The organism is Vibrio sp. HI00D65, from assembly GCF_001635455.1.
Classification (GTDB): domain Bacteria; phylum Pseudomonadota; class Gammaproteobacteria; order Enterobacterales; family Vibrionaceae; genus Vibrio.
On the sequence record NZ_LWEH01000329.1, the window covers coordinates 1 to 637 of the forward strand.

At 41.9% G+C, this 637-nt stretch carries 2 protein-coding genes; both read left to right on the forward strand.

The genetic code is table 11. The features are described from left to right. Nucleotides 1-221, forward strand: a 221-nt coding sequence (locus A3712_RS19630; RefSeq protein WP_157618821.1) for an HAD hydrolase-like protein, incomplete at its 5' end; no start/stop codon positions are given. Between the two features lie 169 nt (nucleotides 222-390). Then, nucleotides 391-637 (forward strand): hypothetical protein (locus A3712_RS19635; protein WP_157618822.1); only part of this gene is annotated, 247 nt, incomplete at its 3' end.

Sequence of the window (637 nt, forward strand, 5' to 3'; positions counted from 1 at the left end):
CAGACATGTTTGAGAAAGCACAACAGCACTTAGGCTTTGATGCTAGCAATATCCTTCATGTGGGTGATCATTTAAGGACGGATGTCTACGGAGCCAAGAAAAATGGCTTCCAAGCATGCTGGTTTAATGACACTGGTTCCAATTTATACCTATCTTCGAAGGCGAGTGTGCTTCCTGATGTTGAAATAGAACAGCTCAGCGATCTTATGCGACTAATTTAATGACCACTGCAGGCTTATTGTGTCGCATTTATGATAGTGAATTGTTACATTAGTCGAGTTTAAGGGCCTGTTTAGGCTAGGATAATTAGCGATTACTGATTACGATTCATTTCAATCATAGCGGTGGTTGCGGGTTCTCTATTCCATTAGATTTCGAACAAGGGTTGGCATGCAAACATATACATTTCTCGCAAACACAGAGGAGCAATTAGAATCTCAACTTGCTCAGCGCGAATGGTGTGATAGCAAACAATACCTAGTTCAACTTTTCTCTACGCAATCACTTGATATGGCTCGCCAACTTGCTGATGTGGCGCTCAATCGTTTGAGCCAAGCGACGTTAATTGGTCAAAGTGCTCGTCATGTTATTTGTGATAACTGCCTTGAGAGTACTTGCACCTTAGTCATTATTAGCG